Raw genomic sequence first — 21,416 nt, forward strand, 5'->3', positions numbered from 1 at the left:
AATCTATCGATCTATGTCTATAACTACTCTTGACCTGCGAGGCCGCGACCTCATCATCATCCCACCCAAAGACATGCTGCACCTGCCCACTGAGGAATTGCAGCAGGCCCTTTTTGGCGATTACTTGCCCACGGCTATACGCATCTCCATGGGCCGTGATAAACGCCAGCATTTTTTGCGTACCCTGCCCATGAATTTCAGCGCTCTTAAAAGTGCTCTACGCAAACAGCAGACGCCGTTCACCGTCGCCTTTGAGGAACGGCCCGTGCTGCCTTTTGCAACCTCGCTTACGATGGAACCACGCCCATATCAGGAGGAGGCTTTGACGCGCTGGCTGGCGGAGGGTAGCGCGGGCGTCGTCGTGCTTCCTACGGGCGCGGGCAAGACGCTGGTGGCGGCCATGGCTATCCATGAAACCGGGCTGTGGACGCTGGTCGTGGTGCCCACACTTGATCTGCTGCAACAATGGCGCAATGCGTTGACCGCCGCCTTGGGATTGGCGGAGGCCGATGAATCGGCGGCGGGCGCGATTCATCGGCCCCTAAAGGCAGAAGATGGGATTCCAGAAGAGGATGGGCTTACGCTGACGGAAAAGATTGGCGTCTTTGGCGGCGGCGACAAAGATATTCGACCGATTACGATCATCACCTATGATTCCGCGGCGCTGTATCCACGCGAGTTGCGGCGCTTTGGGCTGCTGGTCTTCGACGTGCTCTGGGTAATCGAGGAGTGTTAATTAACTTTCTCCTTTATTTTGCTTACTGATTTATTCATTAGAGAGACGAGACCTTGTCATTTATGAACAGATGTGTTACTATCAAGCACGATTACTAGCAGTCTTACCAAAGGACTGCCAAAATTGTAAGGTTGCGAGGAGTTGGTCTCGTGGCAAAGACAGTGGCCCAGGGCTTTCAGGAATTTCGTTCAAGACTTGAAATCACTAATCTTCAAGCATCCGCAGTTTCTCAACGCCATCAGCATATACGCGAAATTCTTAAGAGAGAGTTGCCTGTGGTGGACGATGACGGCGATTTCTTAACCGGGTCGTATGTACGCAAGACGATGATTGCTCCACTCAAAGATGCTGATATTGACATTTTCTTCGTCCTGGATCGAAGTCTCTACTATCACCATGATCAGGCTTCACTCCTTGATACAGTGAAATCCACCCTGAAGAAGGCGTTCCCCACGACAGCAGATATTAGTCGAGATGGGCAAGCTGTCACCGTCTCCTTTCGTGATTTCAAGGTAGACGTCGTTTCCGCCTTTCATCGCATGCTCCGCTTTTTCTTTCCAAGCTATCTCATTGCCAATACGATCACGAACACATGGATCACCACCAACCCAAAGGAACATATCGCCATCTGGAGCAAGGCGAATCAAGAGCACGATGACAAGCTCATCCCGCTGATCAAAATGATGAAAGCCTGGAACAAGACGAATGGTGGTTTGCTCACCTCGTTCCATCTCGAGTGTCTCTTGCTGCAGATTTTGAAAGAACAGCCCATCACAGATTTCCCTTCGGCTGTGCAGTATGCGTTTGGCAAGGCCAGACGCTATTTTCGTTACCCTTTTTTCTTCACTGTACACGATCCCTCTGTATCCAATTCTGATGTGGGGGCCTACTTAAACACTCACAAGAAAAGAGAGGCCGTTTTCGGCCGGTTGGAAATGGCATACGCGAGGGCGAAAAAAGCCCAAGAATTGGCTGCTCAGGGCAACATCCAGGAAGCTTTCACGAATTGGCGGCATGTCTTCGGTGACTACTACTTCCCCGCCTTCGGGTAAACTTCTGAGGGCATGTGGGAGCAAACAGCGCTACTGATATCTGGTGAGGGAAGGCATGGGCAAAACAGTTGATGAGGGGTTTCGTGAGTTTCACGGGACACTGACGCCAACGCGCGGGGAATCTCAGGCAGCAAAAAGTCAGAGAATAGCTGTTGAGGCTTGCCTCCGAAAGAGCTTTGAGATCACCCGGTTCTTTCATACGGGTTCTTTCGGGAATGGCACTAGTATCCAGGGCTACAGCGATGTCGACTACTTTGCCTGCATTCCCGCCAAGCATCTTCGACAGCATTCGTTCACGATGTTACAGGAAGTTCGAGAAGCACTGCTTGGCTGTTTTCAGAGTGCCGATATTGCTATTCGGCCACCGGCTGTGCGGGTGCGTTTTGCCACCGGTGCACCTGAGTCGATAGAGGTTGTCCCGGCGGATTTCATTCACAGAGATCAAGGCGGCAACTTCATCTATGAGATTGCCGATGGTGCCGGTGGCTGGTTGCGATCCAGCCCAGATGCTCACAAGAACTATGTTGATGAAGTTGACCGGAAATTGGACGGTAAGGTCAAGCCGCTGGTGAGACTGTTGAAAGCATGGAAGTATTACCACGGCGCGCCTATTCGTTCATTCTACTTAGAACTTCATGTGACACGCTATGCTTCGCAAAAAAAGTCTATTGCCTATTCAAGTGATGTGAGAAATATCCTCAAGCTCCTTCTGGAGAACCGGCTTGCTACTCTACAAGACCCGAAAGGTATTTCTCGGCACATCTTGCCGTGCGCATCCGAGGCCCAGAGAACCGATGTGCTCTCAAAGCTAGCCATCGCCTTCACGCGAGCGGAAAAGGCACGAGAAGCGGAAAAAGCCGGAAACATTCGCGGGGCATACGAGTGGTGGAATTTGGTGTTTGCCAGAAAGTTCCCAGGATACGATGCGCTCCCTTTGAGGTGTAGCGACCTGCTAGAGGTAGCATCAAAGCGGGTCCATGAGCAGGGCACTGGAACAGTCTTTGCCCCGAATGCAGCTTGGTCAAGGCAAAATTGGCGCCGGATACCTATAGGCGTTTCGCTCGTCCTCCGATCGTGGCTGATCCATCTAGCGGAGATTCAGCGCTTGTTCTCCTTACATATCTATGGTACAGTTGTCCGAGCATCACCTTTGGAGGGAGCAACACAGCATGGCGTATACCGTATGGGGTGCGTTCGATAAGTTTCGCACCGAGACCGTCGATCTCGATCCTGAAGTGACCAGGGCGGGGCGGTCGAGCCGGGACTATCTTGTTGAGCAGATCAAGAAAGTCGCCCAGGACAACGTAGCCTTTCCGCGGCTAGGCGGCGAGTACCGCCCCTATGGCTCATTTGCCCGTCGAACGAAAATCCAGCCGTTGAACGATATCGACCTGCTCCTGGTTCTGAATAGCCGTGGCACGATGGAGGAGCGAACAGGAGAGCTGAACACCTCTCGGCTGAAAATCACTGATGCGACGTCCCCTCTGGCCTCTTTTTCGGAAATAATCACCTCTTACTTTGACAACCCCTGGTACGTGAATTCGACCAAGGTGCTGAATGCTATCAAAGTGGGTCTCGCCGCGATTCCCAACTACAGCAAGGCCGATATTAAGCGGACAGGCGTGGCTGTCACCCTCAACCTCACGAGTCGCCCCTGGGTCTTCGATATTGTGCCAGCTCTGGCGGTTGGAGACTCGGTGAACTACTATCTCATCCCCAACGGCAAAGGACAGTGGATGCGGACAGACCCCCGCATTGATAGCACTAACGTAACGACCGCATCCACTAGGCACGCTGGAAAGTTCTTGCCCACCCTTCGGTTGCTCAAGTATTGGAACGGGCGACCGACCAAGCCGCGGCTGGGATCCTATTACTTCGAGACGCTGGCGCTCAAGGCCTTCGCCTCGGGGCCCGCGATCGCTAGCGATCCCACGGCGGTCAAGCACTTCTTTGATCAAGGGTCAACATACTTGTGGCTGCCGTGTCCAGACCCAAAGGGACTTGGCGCAGCGTTGGACGTATCAGTCGACTCCACGACGAAGGCCAAAGTCGCGGAAGCGATGAAAGAGGCGGCAACGTGGGCCGGATACGCACTCATGTACGAAGGCCAGTCGGACATGAAGAGCGCGATCTACTGGTGGGGGCGAGTGTTTGGAAACGCATTCCCGGCGTACGGGGGTTGACGATCAAGGGATCGACTGCCATCAGAGGCGCTTTTTTAATGCCTGCACACCCTCACGCGCATCCAGGTCAAACTTGCTGCGCCATAACTCGTACCACCAGTCGGGAATGAGTGGCCTCGTGCTTCGCATCAGGTAAATCGAGTCCTGGATGCGGCGACACTCCTCGATTAAGCGTTGTGGGCGCTTCTTGTCTTTGAGGAGGGCCTCTACGTGCGCTAAGAGCTCTGCTTTCTCTCTCGCAGATTCGGTATGGCGTCTAAAGGTGTCGATCGCCTCCAGCAGTGCAGGCAGGGCGGGAACAAGGAGTGCGACGAGGTACGCCATCAGGCTTTCTTGCTTGAGGATGCCGATCAAGACCCCAACGAGAAGGTAGCCTACGGTGATGCCGAGGAGGGTGTACGCGTAAGTGCTCTGCAAGCGTACTCCCCACATCAGGTTCGTCCGTTGGCAGAGCAGCGCATCCTTTGGATAGAGTACCCCACCTGGGTCGGGGTACCAATCTCGAATCCTATCGCTCCCGCCTTTGTACTCGTTCGCGGCGCTATTAATAAGCTCGGGGGCCACTTCCTGACCAACCAGGGTCTCGTTCCACGGAAGCTGGAAGAGATGGACGTCCAACTGCTCTTGAACGGTAGCTGCCTGTTTCACTCTGCCCGCCTCTATGCCAATGAGCAGAAGAGCAGAGACAAGTGTGAGCACCGCCCCGACCAGTTCGAGCCCGTCCCTCCAGGCTGGCATGGCTAAGACAACAAACGGCGCAGCCAACTCCAGCAGCAGGACGGCCGCGATGCGCACAAAGTGTAACCGCTTTGCCAGGCTGTATAGACGCTTTTGAGCTGCGAGTAGTCGCAAGCTCTCAGGTGTGTTTTGTTCCTGTGCGATATCCATGTATGCCCACTTCTTTATAGAGAAAGTAATGCCCTCGTTGATGGTGGTATCTCTATAACTTCGGTCTGACGCACTCACGGGAATACAGTTAGGACAAAAACGAAGAGCATATTCTGCTGATTCTCTCTGCCCTTATGCCTCCTATCCTCATTAGCTATTGGAACTCTCTTCAAGATGGGCAGCACAAGTCTAGGAGTACCTAAGATCTGCAAGTCGCTGCTCTGCCGCGTTCAGTGTGTCAACACCGACCCCCTCTTTATCAGCGCTTTTGACAACCCCCGTTGCTCCGGAGATAGAAGTAGTCAGATCCAACGTTCAGAGATGGAAATACCTGTGCATCACATTGTCCGCTCGGTGACCCAATTGCCGTCTTAAAGCCCAGAATGGAACATCATCTTTGATCATTTGTGCAGCAAGTGTATAGGGAAATTGGTGCGATTGAAATCGCCATACTTTGCCTGAAGCATCACAAATATTCTTATCGACCGCAAGTCGATTGAGCTGAGTCATGAAGGTTTTCGGTGAGATCCCCTGCCCCTTAGCGTTGAGAAAAAGCAAGTTCGTTTCTCCATGATGGTCCTGCTCCAATGCTAGTTGTTGATCCAGAATCGTGGCCAGTGCAATTGGTGAAAGAGGGATGGTATATTCTATCGGCGTCTTCGACTTGTCGAAACCGAGGAACCAAACTTCTTGGGGATGTCGAACAAGGCAGTCAAATGGCAGAGAGCATAACTTGCTCAGGCTTATCCCACTCGTTAGAAGCAGGATGACCATCCTTCTGATATGAACCGGGAGCGAATCTAGATGTGTTATCAATTGCATTAAAACCTCTGGAGGCATAAATTGAGGCAATTCTCTCCGAGAGATTTCCCAATGGATTTTCATAGTACTTCTCCCTTCCGAAATGACTTATGATCCAGGTTTCCTTCAGTATACAGTTTACGAAGAGAATTAAGCATAATAATAGCCATATTTCTCTAAGGCATGGTTCATTTTAAGCGTAACACAATGTGACAATTGAACGATTTAACAGCCTCGAAAAAAATGCTTCAAGCCTTGTTAGAGGCCATTTCACGATTATTTCGTCAAATGAATAATTGTCACGTTCGTTTGAACCATGCCTAATGAAAACTAGCACCTTCCATTATGCCTGCTTCATGAGGCAGCAGATGCCTAGAGACTTTTCAGGTGATCGGACAAGGCGGTGTACCGCTGACGATGAGTCACTCTCTTGAGGGCCAGCCCGATAGCCCTCGTTGGCCCCACGATGACCGCCAGTTGTTTAGCGCGCGTTAGACCGGTGTAGAGCAGATTTCGGCTCAGCAGCAGATAGTGCTGCATGAAGATCGGAAAAATCACCACTGGGTACTCGCTGCCCTGCGATTTATGCACCGTCACAGCCCATGCCAGGGCAAGCTCGGAGAGGTCTGCGTAATCGTAGGTCACCGCCCGCTCTGTAAACTGAACTACGATTTCCTGTTCCTCCAGGTCAATCGAGGTAATCGTGCCGATATCCCCATTGAAGACCTCCCGCTGATAGTCGTTGACCTGCTGAATCACTCGGTCACCAACCCGCAAGGCGCTGCCTCCGCGTGCTAGTTCCACTTTTCCTGGCTTCGACGGATTAAGAATCTGCTGGAGCATCGCATTCATCTGTCTCGTTCCCACCTCTCCACGTGTTGCTGGACAGAGCACCTGCACCTGTCGCACGGGATCGATGCCATGCTGAGGAAAGAAATCGCTTATGAGATGACGAACGCCCTCCGCTCCCAGGACCGGCTCGGCTGCCTCCAGCCACAGGCAGTCCGACTCAGCGAACTTTGTGGTCGGTGTCAAGCGGGGGAACTGGCCAGCATTGATGCGGTGAGCGTTGGTCACGATGTGGCTGGATGCTGCTTGGCGAAACACCTCGGTCAGCCGCACGACAGGAACCTGCTGTGCGTCGATCAGATCACGCAAGACCATGCCAGGCCCCACGCTGGGAAGCTGATCAACATCCCCAACCAGGAGGACCTGCGCATCGGGAGGAATCGCCTTCAAGAGCGAATGAGCCAGGAACAGGTCTAGCATCGAGGTTTCATCCACGACGATGGCCTGCGCTTCAAGTGGTTGCTCCTCGTTGTAGCGGAAGCCCATCGTCTTAGGGTCAAAGGCAAGGAGGCGATGGATGGTCTTCGCTTCCTGTTTGGTCACCTCCGCTAGCCGTTGCGCGGCGCGTCCAGTCGGCGCGGCCAACAGAATCGATTTGCCCATCGCTCTCCACAGATCCACGATGGTTCTGGTCGTAAACGTCTTGCCACATCCAGGCCCTCCGGTGAGCACTAGCAGGCGTGAGGTCGCCGCCAGTTCCACCGCGTGGCGCTGTTCTTGCGACAACGTAATAGCTCGTTTCTCGGTATACATCTCGATCCAGCGCTGCACGCGTGGGAGGAGATTGACTCCGACTGGCGCTCTGGCAAAGATGGAGAGCCGCGCGGCAAGGGCCTGTTCGGTGTAGTAAAACGCCGGCGTATAACAAATGCGCTGGTCCGCGAGGTCGGCATAGCCTGGCTGCGTAATGAGTTGCTTCTCCCCGGCCATCTGGACAATTAACTCACTGATGCGCGCCGGGTCCACCTGGGAATCCGGCAGCACCAGCTGCTTGACCACCCGCTCCACCAGTTCGCGCTCCGGCAGAAAACAGTGCCCATCTTCGGCAGCCTGCTGAAGTACGTACAGAATACCTGCCTGGTAGCGAAAGGCAGAATCAGGCGCAATCCCGACATTGCGTGCAATGGTGTCAGCCGTCACAAAGCCGATGCCGAAGATGTCGGCGGCCAGCTGATAGGGGTTGTGTATGACGACATCAACCGCCTGGTCGCCATACTGCTTGTAGATCTTCACGGCGTAGGTGGTCGAGACGCCGTGCCCACGCAGAAAGATCATGACCTCCTTGATCGCCTTCTGCGCTGCCCAGGCACGCTCAATCATGGCCACGCGCTTCCGGGCAATGCCCGGCACCTCGCTAAGACGGAAGCACGACTGCTCAATGATGTCGAGCGTTTCCAGGCCGAAGTGTTCCACGATACGCTTGGCCGTTACGGGCCCGATGCCTTTGATGAGGCCGCTGCCCAGGTATTTCTCCAAGCCGGTGAGCGTGGCGGACTGCATCTCCTGTGCATGCACCACCTGAAATTGTCGCCCGTATTTTGGATGATCTCGCCAAAAACCGGTGAGACGGAGCGTCTGGCCCGCGTGAATATCCGGAAAGCGCCCCAGGATGGTGATGAGGTCACGTTCCCCTGATGCCTTGAGCCGAGCCACGGTATAGCCGGTGTCCTCAGCGTGATAGGTTACCCGCTCTACGATGCCTTGTAGCTGCTCCGTTAGATGCTGTGGCCTTGACAGCTCAATTGGTTCATCTGGTGACGTCGACATCGTTGCGTTAGTCCTCTCACTGCTGTTAAAGATAGTATATCAAGAGCGATACGTGCTGCCAAGATCGACGCAACGACTCTCTTCAGAGGCACAGCGAACATGAAACGAATTTGCAAAAAGCTCTCTTGAGTCCCTTTCACAAGATCAGTCTCTAATGCGGAGAAGGTATAAAACTCATCCTGCTTGCTTCATTTACTTGCTGCTCTGCTTAAAGTCTTCATAGGCCTGCACAAGAAAAACAATGTTTGCTGCGGCCACGTGCAGAGCATACTCAGCAATATATTTCGGAAGAGCCACAGGTTCTGCTCCTTGACCATGACCGCTCGTCCTATTTCTGACTGGGAGGAGACCGCTTTCGAGCAAACCGCGAAGTTGGGTAAACTGGCTTTGTAACATGGCAGGAATTAGCTGGTGGTCAAACAGAATCTGGAGAAGATTTCTCGCCGTGTCCCTCTCTCTTTCATAGTGCCACCCTCGATCATCGAGAATACTTTTCATCGTACTCTCGAACGCCTTCAGTGCATCAGCCACCGCCTCCTTATACCGCTGTTCCCGATAATGCCGATGAGCACTTAGAAACTCATCTTGAGCCCCTCGAAACTGCGGACCTGTGAGCAACGTCAGAGCCGGTAGCACAACTTCCTCGTGAAGATACTGATCCGTCTGCTTGATAAGTTCCCCGTTTTGAAACTGATAGCCGATGTGATGCTCTTGAAATCGCTGATTCAGCTCTACAATCGCTTCATCAACCAGACGAACTTGATAGCCTCTACCAGGCACGTGTACGATATACTCTGAATCTTGGCGCAGGTCCCGATCGATGAACTGGAAAGCGCAATCAATAAAATCGAGGGTCTGCTCAGTAGGTGCAGCTTGTATATACCGGAGACACTGTTCATAAGGATTTGCATCGGGGTCATTCTCAAGATGAAAAATGCCCATCTCGCGTGTGTAGCGCGAGAAGAGTGTTTCCCATCGTCCATTGGCAGAAGGCAATGAAAGAGAAGAGTAACGACCATCCCGGTATACTCCAAGCGTATCAACGAGGATATGAATAACCTGCCTGCGAAATGTGTCAGGTAAGACATCATACTGATAGACATCTAGATTCTCTTCTGGTCGCCGCCGTCGCATAGACCACAACCTGAATCTGGGCAATCGCTTTCTCCGATCACATATTGTTCATTCGACTAAGCGCTGATAATGTGAATGAACCATCATATTACGTCTGAGATTTTAATTGTGCAGTGCTTGCCTCTAGCGCCTGAGACAGCTCAGGACGGTGTGCCAAAAACGCCTCCACCTCTGGCGCATACTGCTGGGCCAGATGACGCGCCAGATCGAGCGCGTACTCCATCGCCGCAGGTCGATGAAGGGCATCACCTAGTTGCTCAGACCCAAGCACTTCCGCAGTAGCGGGGACCTCCTCGCGTAAGTGCTTCAGACCCCGGAATATGGGTAACCATACCTGCTGCCACTGACGTGCGAGTACAAGGAGTGCGTCCATCCCATCACCCAGCCCCCACATACGGAACATCCTCCAGAATAGAAGCATCATGGCCTGATCCGGTGGTCTCATTTCCCGAATCAGATTTGCGAACACGGAAAGTCCAAGCGCTCCCCGCCCAAGCAGCTCATCCAGACTAGCGCTGCAGCTTTCCAGGAAAGCAAGAAAACTGCGGACTTCATCGCGTGCGCCCATCAGATCAGTATCTTGCGCCATCGCGAGATGTTCTCCAGGAGGGTGTTCGCCGAGGAGAACGCTACACATTTTGAAGGCTTCACTGATATCCTCGCCGGCCAGCCAGGGTTTTGCGCCCCCGACCCGCTCGGTACGAGCGCGCCGAAGGCCGAAGCCGTTCTCTACAATAGTCCGCTCGCGACTGTCCGTCCCGGTCTCAGGGTCGATCGCGTACCCCTCGAATGTGCCCGTCGCTATGCGGAACAGAACGCCGATGAACGTGGGGAAATTCCTTCTTCCCACCCGTTTTCGCGCCCGGGCCAGCGTCTTCGTGAGTTTACGATCAAAGAGAGCAGTCAGCAGTTCAGGATGCTCTTGCAGCTCCTGGAGGTGTTCGATCCCTTGTCGCCACGAGGCTGTGGCCTCTTCCAGAAATTGCCAGGCATAGCGCATGGGTACATCATAGCCGACCCACCACAAGCGCCAGGCGACAAAGGGAAGTCGCTTTTCCGAATGGTGAATCTCACACAACGCGAGGAGTTGGTCCGCCGTTCCATGAGGATAAATTGATACCATTCCTCGTCCACGCCCGCGCGAGTGCCGCTCGGGACGCGGAAGGAGGCCCGCTCGATGCCAGCGGGCCAGTTCTGGCCTTGTGACTGTGAAGCCATGCGCCTGCATGCTCGTCATTAAGGCCTCGGCAGTCTCACCATGGATCGTCAGTTCACTCATGCTCTCTATAATACATCCTATCGCGAACATATGCAAGAAGTGCCAATATTGACTCTTCTGGAGGAGTATATTATGCTTGAAGAGGCATGAGCAAGGAGCTATGTCCATTTACATCCTTATATATAAGAAAGGGAAAAAGAGCTATGAGTAAGAAAGATCTTGCCACCTTGGCCTCATTTATCGGCCTAGTCCTCCTCATCATGCACGCATTAACCATTGCGGAGGATGTTCAGGCGATCATCGATGATCCGAACAAGGTCAATAAACCGGGTGAAATCCTCAAGCTGGCTGTTGATTTCACCCGCTACTTTGGCTAGGAAGCCACAAAGTCTTCCAGGCTTGTTCTGGTCAGCAGCATTGCTGACCATCATAGAGTGTGAGGCCTCATGTTCGCTATTCGAGGCCTCTCCTCCGCTACTCTTCCGACTTCGCGGCTTCTTGAACCGTTTTCAGGATGGGGAAATGCCGACCCCTAAACTCCGCCCTTGTTAGGCCAGGTAACGGCAAGAGTACCACCTCTTCTCTTCTAGGAAGCAGGAAGTTCATCTAAATCACGCGTTCGGGATCATCGACAAAGTTGATCATGCTCTTGAGAATGTCTCGTAAGCGATTGACTGCGATATCAAACAGTCCCAGCACATGCATGTTCGGCTGCTCCTCCAAATTCTTCCAGCGGAGCAAGTAATCCTTCATACTCATCGTGGCAGTTTCATCGTGCTCCATCTTTTGAGCAAGCAAAGCAGGTAAGGAGAAGGAACCACCACTGAGCAGCGGTTCCAGCATCTCGAGTTCTTCCGCGGTAAGGATCTGGGGAGCATGCACGTATGCCTCTGTGCCAATCGCTCCCAATACATACTGACCGGGTTTTTTGGCGAAATCGAGGACGTGGTTCCAGGTCACAGAATGCTGCGGAAAAGGCTGTAGGAGCACCAGAACTGGATAGACGTGAGCAATCGTGTCCCGCTTCAATCCTGGAAGATCTATTATGTGCTGTGCTAGCCCATCAAATGTGTGGCCTAACTGCTCTATTTTGTGCTGAAACTTGCGGCGCACCTCGTCTGGAAACGTCGTTGGATCCGCTTCTACCAGCGTCTGGACGGGCAGTGCCGTCGCTGTCATCTCGAAGAGTACCAGGCTGTTCCCGCTGACGAGTATGCCATCGCAACAGCGGGGTGGCTTTCCTCTCCTTATCGCCTGCTGCATCCGGGGCGATGCCTGAAGAATTGATGCCTCGTCAAAAAAACGCTCCGGCTGCACGGCGACATAGACGCGGGTGAGGAGATCTGTGATGTAGTCCTGAAACAGTTCGCCGACATATTTGGTGAAGGCCGGTACACCCTTCTTCGCATCAGCCACGCGAAAAGATTCGTGCAGAAGCCAATACGCGCCGACAGACATCTTATCGTACAGGAAGGACAGGGCGATCGGAATGGCTGAGCCATTACTCAGTCGAAACAACGGGTAGAGTTGAAACGGGAGATAGCTCAAATGCTCGACCGGCTGATCGCCCCTGTCATACCAGATCGCCTGAAACTCCTCCGCATTCCGTGCAAACAATTGCTGACAACGTGTCAGGAACTGCGGATCGCGAACTTGCGTTTCGAAGAGGCGAACGCGATGTAGAAAATCATTCTGCTGGAGATCATGAACACTCGCTGCTCCAAAGAACGGTCCCTGGTAGAGAAGCGCAAAGGCCATATACTCTTCAAGCGAGATATGTGCCTGCCTCAGGAAGGCAGCATCAAGATCGCATGTGGCCTGCGCCTTCTTGCGCGAACGAGTCACGAACATATCGAAGTAGCGCGCCAGCTGATAGCGGGGTTGTCCGCTAAGAGCGATTGCCTGACGGCGTGAAGCAAGGGTAATCAGAAGCTCCTGTGGCGTGGTCGGCTGCTGCCCATAGTTGAAGAGATCATTAATACCCAGTAAGAGTTCTCCAATGAGTTCGAGTGGAGTACCCTCTGATGGACCGGGCTGTCCGTGAAGAAATGCCAAGCGAGCAGCCAGCAGAAGCTGTTCATGATGCACAATCGCATCGCCTCGGCCTGACCTAATAAGGAGTTCGATCCGTCGCGCCAGCCAGGGCACACTCAGCCGCTGGGCCAAATCAGCGTGTTGTTGGCGGATCACCTCAACCCGTGAGGGCGTATTCGTCGTAATGATACTAATCATGCTAATAGCGATGAGAATCGATTCCGTCCGCAGCGAGGATAGAAGTTCTACGAGACGCTCGTAGGGCATAGCATTCCCGGTGACATCGCGCCAACCCAAATAGACGAGCACTCCAGAACGGCGCATGTGGACCTGGTGCTCCCAGAAACTCTCAGGGAGCCAGAGACGAGTAAGTGGGTCAATCACTGTCAAATCCTCATTTCAATACCATCATTTTACTCAACTTAACACCCTCTATGGTTAGAGTGTTCAGCCAGCTTGTGCCGGCTAGTCAACCTCTCAAATACCGCCATAAGCTCTTTCAGCGACCAGTCACTAGAGGAGACATGCCTATTTCCATTAGTCCTTGTCGGCTCGCTTCACTGAATATCCAGGCAAATATTATGACAGAAGACTTCATCCAAACTCATCATCAACTGATTCTTCAGTCAGTGCTTGAAACATAATATCAACTTCTTCCCGTTTTTTGACGGTATTTCTACTATATTCCTCACGCGTGGCATAGGTGCTGAGCAGCCGCTTCACAAAAAGAGGATACAGGTCAACATCACGAGCAAACTGCTGATAGTTGATATTCGGAGTGCCTTTCCCATACACTATCTCTGCCATTTGCTGTAAGGCGCGCGGTTTTTCCACTTGCAGAGAAATGGGTTCTCTCGTCCTCCATCCGTGTTCAGTCAATTGCTTAAACAAATATCTGTATTGGCGTTCCGTTATGATCTTGAGATCATAGGCACGCCGAATGAGCATTTGAATCGACACCCCCCAAACGGGCTTAAGCCTGGACAAGCTCGTTAAGGTCACAGGGGTTGTGATCTCTTCACGTATAGCTTGTTCGGGAAGCAAAAGCTCAGCAGCAAACCTGTACGCTTCATCTTCCATCTCGCGCGCTGTTCCCCTGACTGCTTGATGCATCACTAAATGACCAAGTTCGTGAGCCAGAGTAGATCGAAGTCGATCACCGGGTGTCTCACCTGAGAGGACAATCAGCGGTTTCTTCATCTCAAAAGCTGTTTGTGGTGAGGGGACATTCGCCCACAATGAGAAGGCATCGCAGGTAGCAAAATGCGCTGGCAATGCTAAAACAGACGCGCCACTCTGCTCGACGGCTTTTACCAAATGAGGAATAGGGACATCGAAAGAGAGACCAAGCGCATTGCGTGTGTATTGAGCCGCTGCAACAATGTCAACTTGTTCATCCGAGAGTTGAGGCAGCCGCATAACAACCTTGTTTCTCACTCGTTTTAATAAAGCGGTTAGCACTTCAAATTCGAGTTGACCTAATCGATGTACCTCATCTCTATCGGCTGCTGCCATATTCACGTGTGAACGGAAGAGCAATGATCCGAGTGGAAAGTTAGGAGGATCTTCTCGCCCAAAAAAGGGCAGTGGGAACCCTAACCGTGATGCTATCGCTTCAAGCAGCGCATCTGACGGCATGAGGCGCCCGCTTTCAATCTGGGCAATCGTTGATTGCGTGATTTCAAGAGACTCGGCTAACTCGCTCTGAGTGAGTCGCATCAGCTCACGCGCCTGTCGGATGCGATACCCGTTAATCATTATCCCTCTTCTTGAAGGTCGTCGTTGTCCTCTTCTAGAGGTTCGATGTCCAAATCACCCAATTCTTCAAAAGCGGCCTGGTAAGTCGTCGCTATATCAGCTTGTTCAGCGGGGTGAGGAATTTCTGCCCGCCATTTCATCACATTTGGTGAAAGTGGATAAACAAGTGATAAGCCCTTAAAGTCGCCAATATTGTTGGCTTTCCACAAGAGCAAAAGGCAATGCACATCGCTAAATTCTGAGGGAAGTAACAGTTGCGGGTGCTGTCGATAAAATTGACCTAGCGCCACTGAACGCCCTGGAGAGGGCACTTCCCCATTTAACGCTTTCCGGACTCGAATGGCGTATTCCTTGAACGTTAATTGCAGGCCGGCGTTGGCGAGATTCCTCGGTTCAAACTCCGTTTTCAAGTGATGTCCATCAAGAGCGTTCTTTGCCCAATTACGAACGAGGTCGGCATGTAACCAGGGATTGTAAGGAAACTTCTGGGTTTCAAAGTAACTCTTGGCATGGTCGGTACCAGATTCGAAAACATCGTAAAATGTGGGAAAGAGGTTGGATAAGGTTGCGAGAGCCTCGCACATCGGTGGAACGTCTTTAGCCTTCACTACAAATTCTCCTTAAAAGGACGGTCAAATTCTTACTTATAAAATTATCAGAAAAATGACAAAGCTGCAAGAGAGGTAATCGGGCTAGTACATTTGTCTGTCCGCTTATGAAGAGGCGTTGAAAGGTATTCTTGTTCCTCTGCTGCCAATCCATTTTTAGGCAGACCGCCGACTTTTTAGGCAAACGGCATTATTTGGGCAAAGCCTACTGGAGCAATAAGTTCCTCCGAAAATCGCCCGAAGAGGTTACTAATACACGAAATATGCATATTTTCATCCGCTTTCAGGTCGCACCGCGACAGAGCGCTTTCGCCCATTATAAACGATCGTCCTTCGCTAGGCAAACCTCAACTTTTACCAACGGCAAGTAAGAGCGGGAAATCGCTTTTTCCCGCTGTTCTATGGTATACTTCGACCATGAGTTACGCACAAGCAAAGCCCAAATAACCCGGTGTAACTTGTAAAAATAACAGCGGGAAATATTTATCGGCCAGGAGGAACCGATGCAACGGCGCATGACTTCGCCGAAAGCTGAGCGGAAGGAATGGACACCTCAACAGGTACTCGAATTATGGCGCCAGTATCTGCAAGGAAAAGATCATTCCGCTGGCACTATCAGAAAATATACTCAGGCCATCGCACACTTTTGTGCCTGGTACGAGCAAGAGGAACATGCAGCACTGACGCTCTCGGCTCTCACGCCTATTGCGCTCATTGGCTATCGCAACGAACTGCAGCATGAACAGCATAAATCGCTCAGTACGATCAACCTTCACATCAGCGCGCTACGGGCCTGGTGCGGGTGGATGACTGAGAAGGGTTATCTGGCCGCTGATCCTGCCGCTCATGTCAAACTGGTTGGCGGAGAAGCACCGTCCTCACGGACAGGGCTGAAAAGCGCGCAGATCAATGCTCTCCTCCGTCAGGCTCAAATCTCTCACGATCCAACACGCAACTACGCGATAGTCCAGGTGTTGCTGCAGACCGGGATCCGCTTAAGCGAGTGCGCCTCATTGACCTTCGAAGATATCACCTTTAATGAACGCAGTGGCTTGCTGCGAATCCGGGCTGGCAAGGGCAATAAGGCCCGTTCGGTCCCGCTCAATGCCTCGGCGCGGGAAGCAATCGCGGCCTACGTTGCTCCACGACTTGGAGTGGAGAAACCGTCGCTCAAGGGAGTGGCCGCCAAGTGGCCTAAACCCAAATCCCTGCAATCGTTTGAGCCACTCTGGCTGAGCCAGAAAGGGGGAGCACTCACAACCTCAGCCATGGGGCAGATGATTGCAGAGCTCGTGAAAGCCGCTGGAGAGTTGGTGCCGGAAGTAACGAGCGCCCATACGCTGCGGCACACCTTTGCCCGCAGTTATTTAGCGCAGTTTCCAGGGGATGTCGTTGGATTGGCGACACTGCTCGGACATAGCTCTTTGGATACGACAAGGCTCTATAGCCAGCCGGAAGTCTCCCAGTTAGCGTCGCGGGTCGAACAGCTTAATACCAATGCCTACTCGGGATGAAGCATTCTGGCATCCCACTGGAATATCGAAAAGATTTTTTTGGAATAAAGCAGACTATATCGCAGCTTGATAGGATAAGTTATGACATAGCTAAAAGCCAATTCACGTTCATCTACACCTATGTTGGAATTCACATAAGGACAAAGATCATTGGAATCATTCCTCACATTTGGAGGTGGCTCTTCTACAATGCTGTCCGGGACATCTATTTCGAACATGAAAAAAGGAACTAATTGGAACTATAAGCCCAGCAATTGCCAAGTGAGGGAAACCTAGGTTTTCAGTAGTGAATGGCTCACTATCCTCTTGACGTTTACATCACATTGCGCCAAGAGAAGACATGAAGCAGGTGCAGAAAGGCAAAGGTACTAGCCTGCTCGTGGCAGCCTAATACCTGAGAAGGGAGAAGCCGCCATGCCACGATTTGCTGTCTACTACATTCCTCAAGCCGATGATCCCTTCTATCTATTAGGAACCCAGGTCCTTGGCTACGATGTGCGAGCCCACCAAAACGTCATTCCGCCCTCTGAGCTAAAGGAGGTCCTGGGTCCAGGTAAGCAATCCTGGACAATGTTCTGCCGTCCCTATGGATTTCACTTGACCATTTGTGAGGCGCTCGATGTCGATTGGGCAACCATCCCTCGTGTGGAACAGGAACTGGCTGATCTACTCAAATGCTTTGATTCCAGCCATCTCTTTGTGCTTGATCGTAGAGATGACCAGCCAGTAGGTGTCTGGGAGGAAGGGGCTAGCAAGATATTGGCGTTACTCTACGAGCCCAACATGTCTCTGCGCATGCTCCATACTCTTCTCGTAGCACGGCTGACTCTGCTTGGGACCGGCTCAGGCTTTCTGAAGCGCTACCTGACACACCCACAGAAAGAACTTCCGCTTCATCTGGTGCAACAACTCAGATTGTTTTACAGCCCTAGGGTGTTCGAGAACTGGCATCCTCACTTCACCTTGCTCAATCCGTATGAAGGGGAAGAGGCACCTATGATAGCCTCCCGCCTCGCGCAGCTCTTCCAATCTTACAGGCGGGTCATAGTGCCAACGATTTGTCTACTCATTCAGGAGAACAATGAAGCCAATTGGCAGATCTATCAGGAGTTCCGTCGATGACTTGGTCAATCCTCTGTTTCAGTGAGTCCGAGCAAACTCTGAACTCCAAGTATCTAAAGCTCCTAACTTAATTGAAAGAATTGCCGGCCTATGCTAGAATAGGTCAGAGCAGCTATTAAACGAGGCTGAAACACACGTGTCAAGAATATTTTTAAGAAGGGCTTGTTTAATGAGAATATTAGTTACTGGCGGAGCTGGTTTCATAGGATCACACATTGTTGATAGCTACATAGCAGCGGGACACAGCGTGGCTGTTGTCGATAATTTATGGGAACATGGTGGGAAAGCGTCAAATGTCAATCCTAAAGCGGATTTCTTCAAAGTAGATATTAGAGATCAGGCTGCATTAGCCAGTGTCTTTGATGAGGTAAAGCCAGAGGTGGTGAACCATCAAGCTGCGCAAATGAGTGTCTTTGTCTCAACTCAAGACCCCAAATTTGATGCTGAAGTCAATATTATAGGTCTCTTCAATGTCTTAGAGAATGCTGGCCGGGTTGGCACTCGTAAAATCATTTTTGCCTCAACGGGTGCCGTTTACGGTAGCCCAGATCATTTTCCTATCACGGAGAAGTCGGAGTTATGGCCGGAATCTCCGTATGGAATTAGCAAAATGGCAGGAGAACATTATTTACGTGAATGGGCACTATCTAATGGAAGGACTTATACAATATTGCGTTATGCCAATATATATGGTCCGCGCCAAGACCCTTATGGGGAAGCTGGAGTAATTGCTATATTCATTAATCGCTTTCTCACGCACCAGTCGATACGTATTGATTGGGATGGCAACCAACAACGAGATTTTCTTTATGTAGGAGACCTCGTTCGGATGCATCAGCTTGTACTCAATGCAGGCGATAATGAAATATTTTGTGTGGGAACAGGAGTAGGAACATCAGTTAACGAAATTTACGAGCATTTGGCAGCCATCTTGGGGTACAGGCCAGAAATTATACGAGCTCCTAAACGCCCGGGTGACTTCTACAAGGCTTATTTTAGTTATTCTAAGGCTCAAACTGTTCTTGGATGGGAACCTCAAGTGACCCTGAGAGAAGGGTTAAAGGAAACAGTGGAGTTTTTCAGAAATCAATAAAAATTCTCACTCTGGAGAGATAGAGTACATAGTGGCGATTGGTGAGACAATGCTCGCTGCTATACCGAATTTAGGCTCTTCCGCTTTGTAGTACCCAGCAATAAAGCGAAAATGGCGTAGCGGGCGTGATAAGATGGACTACACCAAATTCAACATGTTGGGGATGAGTTTGGAAGGAATTGTCCCTCATTATAGCTCTGCACTGGTTTCTAGGTAGATCTACACAATAGCTGGGCATACGACCTTGGCTCAACATACTGCCAGCGGGTGCGTCCAGAACTGAAAGGGCTGTGCAGGAGCGCTGGATACGTGTTGTAGCAGGTGAGGGGCGCTTGCCATATCTACTCCCGAAGCGAGCGTTCACAGGCAGGCGTTTTCCAACATCAACGGCCTCTTACCTTGACATCAACGAATCGCCCGACCTATGAACGCACGGATACATACTGCGGCTGCGTTAAGCAGAGCAGTCGTATTAACTTGTGACCGGGTAGTTGGCAGCGCCTTTATGTTGCGTTGATGGCGCGGAATACTTCCGAATTAGTTTTGATAGAAGTTGCTCATGCTCTATAAGAAACTCTTCCGCTTCTTTAACCTGCTCGATAGCAACTTCCTCCAATCCGAAGGATTCGAAAGCACTATCAATAGTCGACCTGGGGATCTGAACTATAGATGCGACGGCTGTTCGATTCACCATAGCCTTGATCAGCGCTGCTCCGTCTAGTCTAATGGACCATAGCCGGTCATTAAAGAACTCTTGGCGGAATGCTGATATGTTTTCTGGATAATACAGTATGGTCCGAAACTCAATTGGATCCAGTTCAGACCAAAGCTCCCACTTCCCACATGGGTAAACTGACTGGGGTAGAAATGCTTGCATCGGATTGTTGAAAATGTCCTGGTATGTGTGAGATACATACCCAATCAGTACACTGAGAAAGTCGGGATCAAACGGAGAGAGTTTTATCCTCGTTTCGCATTCAAATGTCTCCGCGAACGACCTCATACGCGGACGATCATGAAGGAAGCGGGAAGCTGCGTAATCGCCTTCAAGTTCCTCCTGAACGGTACCCGTTTTGTAAATCCCTGTGCCGATCTTTGCCAAACGCTTAATCTGGAAAAATGGGTGTCCATACATCCTGTGAAAATAAGCTGGCTCACGGTCGATCTGCGGAAAGAGAGAGCAGACCGCAGCGGAGGTATCTCTACCAGACATGATCAACAGTTTGTGCGCGAAGTAGATGTGAGTTAAGCTGTCCATTAATCGTCTCCTTCTTGATTGGGCCGGAAGTCACTTTAGCTGCAAGTTGCGCCTCTAGCTGTTTAGGCTCCAGTCGTTATGACATGATGCGGCGTCTCGCCCCTCGAGACGAGTAGCACATTCATGGCACACTGTTTTGTGATAAACTGCATCGCCTCCTTTGTCCTCCCCGCTATGTGTGGGGAGGAGACCACATTTGGTAACTGCAAAAGACTGTTTTCATGAGACGGGGGTTCGGGTTCAAAGACGTCTAAGCCTGCTCCAGCAATATTCCCCTCCGTCAGGGCACGATAGAGATCCGCTTCTTTAAGAACAGCGCCTCGCGAAACGTTTATCAGCACGGATGATGGCTTCATCATCTGCAACAGGTCCATGCCGAACATTCCCTTAGTCTCATTTGTCAAAGGAACCGCCAGTCCCACAATATCTACTTGTCGAACCAAGTCAGTCACAGCCAGAAAAGAAACTTGCATCTCGCGCTCTTTCTCCGAGTCCAAGGGTTTGCGCTTGTAGTAAAAGACCTGCATGCCGAAAGGGATTGCCCGAGTGGCGATTGCGCATCCTATTTGCCCCAAACCAACGATACCCAATGACTTGCCATTTAACTCCCAGATTCCTTGCTCCATGAGTTGAGCTTGAACCCATTGCCCTGCGCGCATAGCCGAATCAGCCAAGCACAGTCTCTTGTAGAGGGCTAATAAGAGCGCAAAAAAATGTTCAGCTACCGCTATCGCATTTCCGCCCTGCACATTGGCAACCCACACACCTCGTCGCCCCGCTGCTGATACATCAATCCCGTCGACTCCGGCACCCCATTTTTGAATAAGCTTTAGTTGTGGCCCCTGCGCTATTAACTGTTCTGAAATCTCCACTCCTGTCCAGATCAGGAAGTCGGCTTGTTCTAAAGCAGTGGAGATCGCCTTATACCGCTGACCAGGTGTTAGCGAGACGATGTGTATGTCTGGTAAAAGTTCGGATAGTATTGGATAAGCTTCTCGAGCGAACTGCTCAGGCATTAAAAGAAGCAGTCTTTTCATAGCTCTCTTTGACCCCCTCTCGCGATCTATTAGGGCGCTAAGCGCTGTGTGAATTCAGCCGCATTGGAAAATGGACAACCGTAGTCGACAACAAGCTATTAACGGGCCAGTTGTCTTTATCTTTTCTGATTTAATTTTTCTTTATACGTCTCCATCTCGTAGTAGCCGGTTCTTTCTCTGTACTGCTCTTAGATCTTTCTTCTAACGTTTTCAGGAACTCTCGTATATCCGTGATCTGGCGTTGGATGCGGAGTTGACGCATACAGGTCAGCGCTTCTTCGGCCAGGCTAGCCGCCGACTCCAGATCTCCGTCGGCTAACTTGAGCATGGCCTGGCCGAACTTGACGTAGCCGGTCCCCTCCA

General features: G+C 51.4%; 19 protein-coding genes. 8 read left to right on the forward strand and 11 right to left on the reverse strand.

All coding sequences use genetic code 11. The features are described 5' to 3' along the window. The first annotated feature begins 13 nt into the window (after nucleotides 1–13). The 4 genes from VFA09_26835 to VFA09_26850 all read left to right on the forward strand — a co-directional run bounded on the left by VFA09_26835 (nucleotide 14) and on the right by VFA09_26850 (nucleotide 3,971). Nucleotides 14–736, forward strand: coding sequence for a DEAD/DEAH box helicase family protein (locus VFA09_26835; protein ID HZU70921.1), 723 nt, complete (start codon nucleotides 14–16; stop codon nucleotides 734–736). A 149-nt stretch (nucleotides 737–885) separates the two neighbouring features. Beyond that, a complete protein-coding gene (locus tag VFA09_26840) occupies nucleotides 886–1,788 on the forward strand; it encodes a hypothetical protein (GenBank protein HZU70922.1) in 903 nt (300 codons plus the stop codon). Nucleotides 1,789–1,843: 55 nt separating this feature from the next. After that, a complete protein-coding gene (locus VFA09_26845; protein ID HZU70923.1) occupies nucleotides 1,844–2,989 on the forward strand; it encodes a nucleotidyltransferase in 1,146 nt (381 codons plus the stop codon). Then, nucleotides 2,958–3,971, forward strand: a complete 1,014-nt coding sequence (locus VFA09_26850) for a hypothetical protein (GenBank protein ID HZU70924.1) — start codon at nucleotides 2,958–2,960, stop codon at nucleotides 3,969–3,971. The genes VFA09_26845 and VFA09_26850 overlap by 32 nt, the downstream gene beginning before the upstream one ends. A gap of 21 nt (nucleotides 3,972–3,992) precedes the next feature. Here VFA09_26850 and VFA09_26855 read toward each other — a convergent pair whose 3' ends face one another. From VFA09_26855 to VFA09_26875, 5 genes are all read right to left on the reverse strand, one after another. After that, on the reverse strand, nucleotides 3,993–4,859 hold the full coding sequence (locus VFA09_26855; GenBank protein HZU70925.1) for an S-4TM family putative pore-forming effector: 867 nt from the start codon (nucleotides 4,857–4,859) through the stop codon (nucleotides 3,993–3,995). A 315-nt stretch (nucleotides 4,860–5,174) separates the two neighbouring features. Beyond that, nucleotides 5,175–5,744: a tyrosine-type recombinase/integrase gene (locus VFA09_26860; GenBank protein ID HZU70926.1), complete on the reverse strand. Its 570-nt coding sequence runs from the start codon at nucleotides 5,742–5,744 to the stop codon at nucleotides 5,175–5,177. Between the two features lie 288 nt (nucleotides 5,745–6,032). After that, a complete protein-coding gene (locus tag VFA09_26865) occupies nucleotides 6,033–8,276 on the reverse strand; it encodes an ATP-dependent RecD-like DNA helicase (GenBank protein HZU70927.1) in 2,244 nt (747 codons plus the stop codon). A gap of 192 nt (nucleotides 8,277–8,468) precedes the next feature. Continuing rightward, complete coding sequence (locus tag VFA09_26870; protein HZU70928.1) at nucleotides 8,469–9,410, reverse strand: hypothetical protein; 942 nt, start codon at nucleotides 9,408–9,410, stop codon at nucleotides 8,469–8,471. A gap of 88 nt (nucleotides 9,411–9,498) precedes the next feature. Continuing rightward, nucleotides 9,499–10,689 (reverse strand): hypothetical protein, encoded by a 1,191-nt coding sequence (locus tag VFA09_26875; GenBank protein HZU70929.1) that lies wholly within the window; start codon nucleotides 10,687–10,689, stop codon nucleotides 9,499–9,501. 143 nt (nucleotides 10,690–10,832) lie between these two features. On the opposite strand from VFA09_26875, the gene VFA09_26880 reads away from it, so the two are divergent. Continuing rightward, entirely contained in the window at nucleotides 10,833–11,006 is a 174-nt protein-coding gene (locus VFA09_26880; GenBank protein HZU70930.1) for a hypothetical protein, read from the forward strand. 229 nt (nucleotides 11,007–11,235) lie between these two features. Here VFA09_26880 and VFA09_26885 read toward each other — a convergent pair whose 3' ends face one another. The 3 genes from VFA09_26885 to VFA09_26895 all read right to left on the reverse strand — a co-directional run bounded on the left by VFA09_26885 (nucleotide 11,236) and on the right by VFA09_26895 (nucleotide 15,029). After that, nucleotides 11,236–13,047, reverse strand: coding sequence for a hypothetical protein (locus VFA09_26885; GenBank protein HZU70931.1), 1,812 nt, complete (start codon nucleotides 13,045–13,047; stop codon nucleotides 11,236–11,238). Nucleotides 13,048–13,257: 210 nt separating this feature from the next. Next, on the reverse strand, nucleotides 13,258–14,421 hold the full coding sequence (locus VFA09_26890; GenBank protein HZU70932.1) for an XRE family transcriptional regulator: 1,164 nt from the start codon (nucleotides 14,419–14,421) through the stop codon (nucleotides 13,258–13,260). Then, complete coding sequence (locus tag VFA09_26895; protein HZU70933.1) at nucleotides 14,421–15,029, reverse strand: hypothetical protein; 609 nt, start codon at nucleotides 15,027–15,029, stop codon at nucleotides 14,421–14,423. Before VFA09_26895 ends, VFA09_26890 begins: the two co-directional genes overlap by 1 nt. A gap of 503 nt (nucleotides 15,030–15,532) precedes the next feature. Between VFA09_26895 and VFA09_26900 the strand changes: the two genes are divergently transcribed. From VFA09_26900 to VFA09_26910, 3 genes are all read left to right on the forward strand, one after another. Then, nucleotides 15,533–16,543 (forward strand): tyrosine-type recombinase/integrase, encoded by a 1,011-nt coding sequence (locus VFA09_26900; GenBank protein ID HZU70934.1) that lies wholly within the window; start codon nucleotides 15,533–15,535, stop codon nucleotides 16,541–16,543. A gap of 414 nt (nucleotides 16,544–16,957) precedes the next feature. Continuing rightward, nucleotides 16,958–17,665, forward strand: coding sequence for a hypothetical protein (locus VFA09_26905; GenBank protein ID HZU70935.1), 708 nt, complete (start codon nucleotides 16,958–16,960; stop codon nucleotides 17,663–17,665). Between the two features lie 169 nt (nucleotides 17,666–17,834). Next, nucleotides 17,835–18,758 carry an NAD-dependent epimerase/dehydratase family protein gene (locus VFA09_26910; GenBank protein ID HZU70936.1) on the forward strand — a complete coding sequence of 308 codons (924 nt, stop codon included), beginning with the start codon at nucleotides 17,835–17,837 and terminating at the stop codon, nucleotides 18,756–18,758. A 472-nt stretch (nucleotides 18,759–19,230) separates the two neighbouring features. Here the strand turns inward: VFA09_26910 and VFA09_26915 are convergent, their stop codons facing one another. The 3 genes from VFA09_26915 to VFA09_26925 all read right to left on the reverse strand — a co-directional run. After that, the gene (locus VFA09_26915) at nucleotides 19,231–20,016 is read right to left on the reverse strand and encodes a hypothetical protein (protein ID HZU70937.1); all 786 of its coding nucleotides are present in this window, start codon (nucleotides 20,014–20,016) and stop codon (nucleotides 19,231–19,233) included. Nucleotides 20,017–20,078: 62 nt separating this feature from the next. Continuing rightward, nucleotides 20,079–21,053: a 2-hydroxyacid dehydrogenase gene (locus VFA09_26920; GenBank protein HZU70938.1), complete on the reverse strand. Its 975-nt coding sequence runs from the start codon at nucleotides 21,051–21,053 to the stop codon at nucleotides 20,079–20,081. A 130-nt stretch (nucleotides 21,054–21,183) separates the two neighbouring features. Beyond that, nucleotides 21,184–21,416 (reverse strand): hypothetical protein (locus VFA09_26925; protein HZU70939.1); only part of this gene is annotated, 233 nt, incomplete at its 5' end.

The sequence above is a fragment of the Ktedonobacteraceae bacterium genome (assembly GCA_035653615.1).
Taxonomy (GTDB): Bacteria; Chloroflexota; Ktedonobacteria; order Ktedonobacterales; family Ktedonobacteraceae; genus DASRBN01.